The organism is Bacillus sp. HMSC036E02, from assembly GCF_001836235.1.
Taxonomy (GTDB): domain Bacteria; phylum Bacillota; class Bacilli; order Bacillales; family Bacillaceae_G; genus Bacillus_A; species Bacillus_A cereus.
The window spans coordinates 9,790-16,294 of the sequence record NZ_KV827807.1; the positions used below are offsets into that span (position 1 = coordinate 9,790).

A 6,505-nucleotide genomic window follows, 5' to 3' on the forward strand; every position below is an offset into this window, starting at 1 on the left:
GACTGAATCGCAATACTATCCACTTCTTTTAGCCAAACAAACTCTTTCTTCATGGCAGGTAGTTTGGTAGAGCATGTACCATAGGTCAAGCCTTTTCCTGTCTCTTTGTATGCGTGATCCCATAAGGATAGGAAATGATTGAATACAAAGCGAGAACAACCAATCGTTTTGTTGATTAGAATTGCTTGTGCTTGATTTGGATAGATACGAAACTTATAGGCTTTATTAATCATCATTTCATTCACCTCCATTTCGGTATATGACTATTATACACCGAACGTATATTCGATAGATAGTGGAGTAACACTTTCTATATGTCGAACAATTCATCTCCCATCTACTCACTGTGCTGTGACCCTTCACGCTCCTTGAGGAAGGAGTCTTCTTGGCTAAAATGATAAAATAAAACATTGTTCAGTGTGTTTTTACTCTCTATTCATATCCTCACTCTTTGAACCTAAAACAAAAGAATTTTTATCTATAAATAATTGAATCATTCTATATCTTTTTATTTTTTATGAGCAAGGTAATACGATAAACTTCTAGATTTAGTCTCTTCTAAACAGAAAAGATTACATACTTCATTTATTAGTACCATTGCAGAAACGCACTGTATATAGTATTATTTATCGATGTTAGATACTATATATTGAGCAGGAGTGAATTTTATGAGCAACTCAGACAATGTAAAACAGCAAAAAAATACTTTATGGACAACTTTTGATAAAATTATAAACAGTAACGATCAAGACTTAATGCAAGAAAATGCAAATGTTGATGGTCGATCTCCAATGGGAATGATGGGAACATTTGCATCAGAGAGCGCAAAACTTTATGTAAGGGAACATTTGCTTTCTAAACAAGTAAAACAAGCTATTAATCAAAATATTTTATACCCACACGATTTAGATTTTTATGCAACAGGAACAACCACTTGTTCACAAATTCCTTTAGCACAATTACTGAAAAAAGGGTTCCACACTGGACATGGCCATATGAGACAACCACAAGATATTAAAAGTGCATTAGCACTCTCATCTATTATTCTTCAAGCTAATCAAAATATGCAGCATGGTGGGCAATCTCTTGCCATGTTTGATATAGATTTAGCACCATATGTGAGGAAAACATTTGAAAAAAATAAGAAAAAGTTAAAAGACTATCCGCTAACAAAGGAACAAATCGAAGTGTTTGCATGGAAAGAAACAGAAAACGATACATATCAAGCATGTGAAGCATTTATTCATAATTCCAATAGTATGCATAGCCGTGGTGGTGGACAAGTTCCGTTTATTTCAATTAATTACGGAACAGATACATCAAAGGAAGGAAGGCTATTAATTAAACAATTACTACAGGCAACACAAGCGGGATTAGGAAAAAGTGAAACTCCTATTTTCCCCATTCAAATTTTCAAGTTAAAAAAAGGTGTGAATTTTGAAGAAAAAGATTCAAATTATGATTTATTTGAACTTGCATTAGAAACAACAGCAAAGCGATTGTTCCCTAACTTTTCATTTTTAGATGCGCCATTTAATGCAACGTATTATAATGGGCACCCAGAAAGTGAAGTATGTTATATGGGTTGTCGTACTCGTGTGATGTCTAATATTCATGGTGAGGAGACAGCAATTGGCAGGGGAAATCTATCATTTACCTCTATTAATCTAGTAAAATTGGCTTTAATAAATGATTCAAAAGAGGGATTTTTCGAATCGTTAAATCATTATATCAAACTTGGCATTCGTCAATTGCTAGAAAGATATTCATATCAATGCACAAAAAAGGCAAGAGACTTTCAATTCCTATATTCACAAGGGATTTGGCGCAATGGAGAAAAACTACAACCGGAAGACTCAGTTACTGAGATTTTAAAGCAAGGAACATTGAGCCTTGGTTTTATTGGACTTGCGGAATGCTTGGTTGCCTTAACAGGAAAACACCATGGGGAAGATAAAGATTCATGGCAACTTGGAAAAGAAATTGTTACCTTTATGAGAAATAAGATGGACCAAGCAACAGAAGAACATTGCTTGAATTTCACTTTAATTGCAACTCCTGCCGAGGGACTATCAGGGAAGTTTATCAAAAAGGATTGTGCTGAGTTTGGAACTATTACAGGTGTAACCGATCATGATTACTATACAAATTCATTTCATATTCCAGTTTATTATCCTATTCAAGCAATTAATAAAATACGTTTAGAAGGACCGTTTCATGCTCTTTGTAACGGTGGTCATATTACGTATATTGAACTAGATGGGGCGGCAGCGCATAATCAAATGGCTTTAAAACAAATTGTTCAAGCAATGGCACAGTATGAAGTAGGATATGGTTCAATTAATCACCCAGTGGATCGTTGTAAATGTTGTGACTATAATGGAGTGATTGAAAATGAGTGCCCTAGCTGTGGAAATATAGAAGATCATCATATTGAAAGAATTCGCCGTATTACTGGATATCTTGTAGGGGACATGTCAAAATGGAACAATGCAAAGCGTAGTGAAGAAGCAGATCGTGTGAAACATAAATGAAGGTAATGAATATTATTCATGATAGTGTAGTAGATGGTGAAGGATTACGGACAGTTGTGTTTTTTGCCGGTTGTCCGCATCATTGTTTAGGTTGCCATAACCCCAAATCATGGAATCTTTATAATGGTACCGAGATGAGTGTGAAAGAAATTATAAAAGAAATTTCCACAAATCCTCTAACTGATGTAACATTTTCAGGTGGTGACCCATTTTTTCAAGCTATCGAGGTCAAAGAAGTTGCAAAGGCTGTAAAAAGTTTAAACAAAAATCTTTGGATTTACACTGGCTATACACTAGAAGAGATACAAAACTCACAAAACAAAGATATGATTGAGCTGTTACATTATGGAGATGTTTTAGTTGATGGAAGATTTGAAATCAAAAAAAGAGATTTGACTCTTCCATTTCGCGGAAGCTCAAATCAACGTATTATACGCCTAAAATAAGTATAATTCCCTTGCTTTTTTTGAATTATTAGTCATCACTAACCCAGTATTTATGAGCGGAAAGTATCTGCTCATAAGTACTGGAAATATACAATAAAAAAATTTATAAAACAGGTTAAAAAAAAGAGACATGCTCAATTCTTACACTTTTTCCGCAATGCTTTTGGAACATATATACAAAAAGGTTCGCTTTCCATGTAATCCCCCGTCATCGCAAATGCCCTAGAACGAGATCCCCCACAAACATATCGAAACTCACAAACACCGCATTTTCCTTTATAATTGTCTGGATTACGAAGACTTTGAAAAACAGGAGAGTTTCGATAAATTTCAGCTATCGGTGTTGATTTAATATTCCCGGTTTTAATTGGCAATAGCCCACTTGGGTATACATCTCCAATATGAGAAATAAATACAACTCCATTTCCATCATTTACTCCTTTTGGAGCGCGTCCAAATTCATTAACTCCGTCCGTCATCCCTTCCATCAATACATCTCTATATTGAATAATTTGATCTATCTTTTTAATTCCCTTCATTTTTTCTTGAAGAACAACGCGTCTATAGTGCTGAGCAGCTGTGGTTTTTATATCAAAAGAAACAGTTTTACTAAGCTGATATAGCCAGCGGAACACTCTTTCATGTTGAATTGGTGAAATCATATCTTTCTCTTTACCACGTCCTGTTGGGACTAAGAAAAATACACTCCACAACACACAATCTAATGCTTCTACTAAATTTGCCATATCTTTAAGTACACTCAAATTATAATTAGAAACAACTGTATTAATTTGAATAGGGATTTTTAATTCATTTAAATGATGAATTGCATCCATTGTTAATTTAAATGACCCCTCTGTTCCTCTAAAATGATCGTGTACTTCAGCTGTTGGTCCATCTATACTAAATGCCCATCTAGCAATCCCAACATCTTTTGCTTTTTTAATCGCTTCTTTAGTAACCTTTGGAGTAGCACTGGGGGTCATGGAAACCCGAATACCTTTCTTCACCGCGTATTCAGCAATATCATATATATCCGAACGCATTAATGGATCCCCACCAGTAAAAACCAGCATCGGATTATCCATTTCATATATATCATCAATTAGTTTTTTTCCTTCTTCTAATGTTAACTCAAAAGGATCGCGATAATGCTGAGCTTCAGCACGACAATGTAGACATTTTAATTCACATGCTCTTGTTAACTCCCATATTACAATAAATGGGTTTTTATTATAATCACGATTTGTCAAAACGAAAGCCTCCCATCAACTTACATACTATATTGTAAAATTATATGTTCATTTATGTTGTGAGATTTATCACGCATAAGTTTTTAGCAATTAAAAATCCCTCACCAAATAGATCAAATTAAGATAAAAAAGCACTCACCTATAAGTAGGAGAGCGCTTTTTATTTTAAAAATATCTTAAAAATTTATATTTTATATTTTTTTTATATAAATTTTATTTATTTATTATTTCTATTAGATTTCATCAAGTCATCTAGTAATAAATCTAATTCTCTACTATAACAAATTACCTTTTCATGAGTGAATCCATACTGCTTAACAAGCGATATTAATTCCTCTTTTTTTTCAATTACTTGATTTAACTTCTTATAATTAGACATAGCTTTGTACACTCCCATCTTACCTTCATACAGGTCATCTAGGCAGCATTTTTGTTAGATGTTCTATTTAAAACAATGCTGTTTATAATATATATTTCCCCTTAACACCCATATACAATATATTTACAAATATCAAATACAAAATCTATGAACTTAAAAAGTTATACCTACTTAACTTATTACACACCTTTATATGCTTGTTTATAGACTTCTTTTAATTCTGAAATCAATGGGAGTTTCGGATTTGCTGGTGTACATTGATCTTCAAATGCTCTTTCCGATAAGACATCCACAACATTTTCAAATGCTTCTTGTTTTACTCCTTGTCCTGCAATACTCATATTAATATTCAATTCTTTTCCAAGGCTGATAATTGCTTGTACCAGAGATTCTACCCCTTCTTCTACTGTACTTGCTGGCAACCCCAATGTTCTTGCAATATATGCATAACGTTCATCTGCCACAAAATGCTCATATTTTGGGAACAATGCATGTTTTCTCGGCTTAATAGCATTATAGCGAATTACATGCGGCATTAAGATTGCGTTAGCGCGTCCATGTGGAATGTGAAATTCTGGTCCAAGCTTATGCGCCAAACTATGATTAATACCAAGAAATGCATTTGCAAAAGCCATACCTGCAATTGCAGAAGCATTATGCATTTTCTCACGTGCTTCTTCATCATTTCCATTTTTATATGCTCTTGGTAAATATTTAAATACTAGATCAATGGCTTTTAAGGCCAATCCATCTGTATAGTCATTTGCCATAATAGACACGTATGCTTCAATTGCATGTGTTAACACATCCATTCCAGTGTCTGCTGTTACATGAGGTGGCACTGTCATTACAAACTGTGGATCAATAATTGCTACATCTGGTGTTAATTCATAATCAGCAAGTGGATATTTTATATTATTTTTTTTATCTGTAATAACCGCGAATGGTGTCACTTCTGACCCTGTTCCTGATGTTGTTGGAATCGCAACAAATTGTGCTTTTTGCCCTAGTGTTGGAAATTTACATGTACGTTTTCTAATATCTAAAAACTTTTGTTTGATTCCAAAGAATTTTGTTTCTGGATATTCATAAAATAGCCACATTCCTTTTGCTGCATCCATTGCTGAACCGCCGCCCAATGCAATAATTACATCAGGTTTGAAGCTTCTCATCATCTCAGCACCCTTGAATACTGTTTCATCTGATGGATCTGGTTCTACCTCTGAGAAAACACCTACTTTTACATCATTTAAATGCTGTTGTAAGTAATGTGTAACTGTGTCCACATATCCCAGTTCTACCATTCCTGGATCCGTTACAATGAATGCTCGTGAAATGTTTGGCATCTTAGCTAAATATTGTGTCGCATGTTTTTCAAAAAAAACCTTAGGTGGTAATTTGAACCATTGCATATTATTTTTTCTATTCGCCAAACGCTTTACATTTATTAAATGTGTAGCTGTTACGTTTTGAGAAACAGAATTTTTACCGTATGATCCACAACCTAATGTTAAAGATGGAATAAATGCGTTATATATATCACCAATCCCACCTTGTGCTGATGGTGAATTTACAATAAGGCGACAAGCTTTCATTCTTAAACCAAATTGTTTTTGTACTTCTTTATTTGTAGAATGAATAACCGCTGAATGCCCTAAGCCACCTAAATTTAACATTTCTTCACAGTATTTAAATCCTTCTTCTTGTGAATTTGCTTTGATACAAGCTAATACTGGGCTCAATTTTTCACGTGATAGCGGATATTCTGCACCCACTCCCTTAATTTCAGCTACAAGTATTTTTGTATCTTCTGGTACCTTAATGCCTACTAATGATGCAATATAATGTGCTGATTTCCCAACGATATCACTATTTACTGCACATGTATTTTCA

The 6,505-nt window shown here is 34.1% G+C and carries 6 protein-coding genes; 2 read left to right on the forward strand and 4 right to left on the reverse strand.

The window, feature by feature from the left end; all coding sequences use genetic code 11:
* The coding region (locus HMPREF2590_RS03515) for a helix-turn-helix domain-containing protein (RefSeq protein WP_176748651.1) at positions 1–233 on the reverse strand (233 nt) is incomplete at its 3' end.
* A gap of 435 nt (positions 234–668) precedes the next feature.
* On the opposite strand from HMPREF2590_RS03515, the gene HMPREF2590_RS03520 reads away from it, so the two are divergent.
* Both HMPREF2590_RS03520 and nrdG read left to right on the forward strand, forming a co-directional pair.
* Positions 669–2,534 (forward strand): anaerobic ribonucleoside triphosphate reductase, encoded by a 1,866-nt coding sequence (locus HMPREF2590_RS03520; RefSeq protein ID WP_050822665.1) that lies wholly within the window; start codon positions 669–671, stop codon positions 2,532–2,534.
* Positions 2,531–2,980, forward strand: a complete 450-nt coding sequence (nrdG, locus tag HMPREF2590_RS03525; protein WP_000867051.1) for an anaerobic ribonucleoside-triphosphate reductase activating protein — start codon at positions 2,531–2,533, stop codon at positions 2,978–2,980. The genes HMPREF2590_RS03520 and nrdG overlap by 4 nt, the downstream gene beginning before the upstream one ends.
* A gap of 134 nt (positions 2,981–3,114) precedes the next feature.
* Here the strand turns inward: nrdG and HMPREF2590_RS03530 are convergent, their stop codons facing one another.
* The 3 genes from HMPREF2590_RS03530 to adhE form a co-directional block, all read right to left on the reverse strand.
* The gene (locus tag HMPREF2590_RS03530) at positions 3,115–4,233 is read right to left on the reverse strand and encodes a TIGR04053 family radical SAM/SPASM domain-containing protein (protein ID WP_000184717.1); all 1,119 of its coding nucleotides are present in this window, start codon (positions 4,231–4,233) and stop codon (positions 3,115–3,117) included.
* Positions 4,234–4,450: 217 nt separating this feature from the next.
* Positions 4,451–4,612 carry a Spo0E family sporulation regulatory protein-aspartic acid phosphatase gene (locus HMPREF2590_RS03535; RefSeq protein WP_002099070.1) on the reverse strand — a complete coding sequence of 54 codons (162 nt, stop codon included), beginning with the start codon at positions 4,610–4,612 and terminating at the stop codon, positions 4,451–4,453.
* Positions 4,613–4,791: 179 nt separating this feature from the next.
* Positions 4,792–6,505: bifunctional acetaldehyde-CoA/alcohol dehydrogenase (gene adhE, locus HMPREF2590_RS03540; protein WP_070861321.1), on the reverse strand; the 1,714-nt coding region annotated here is incomplete at its 5' end.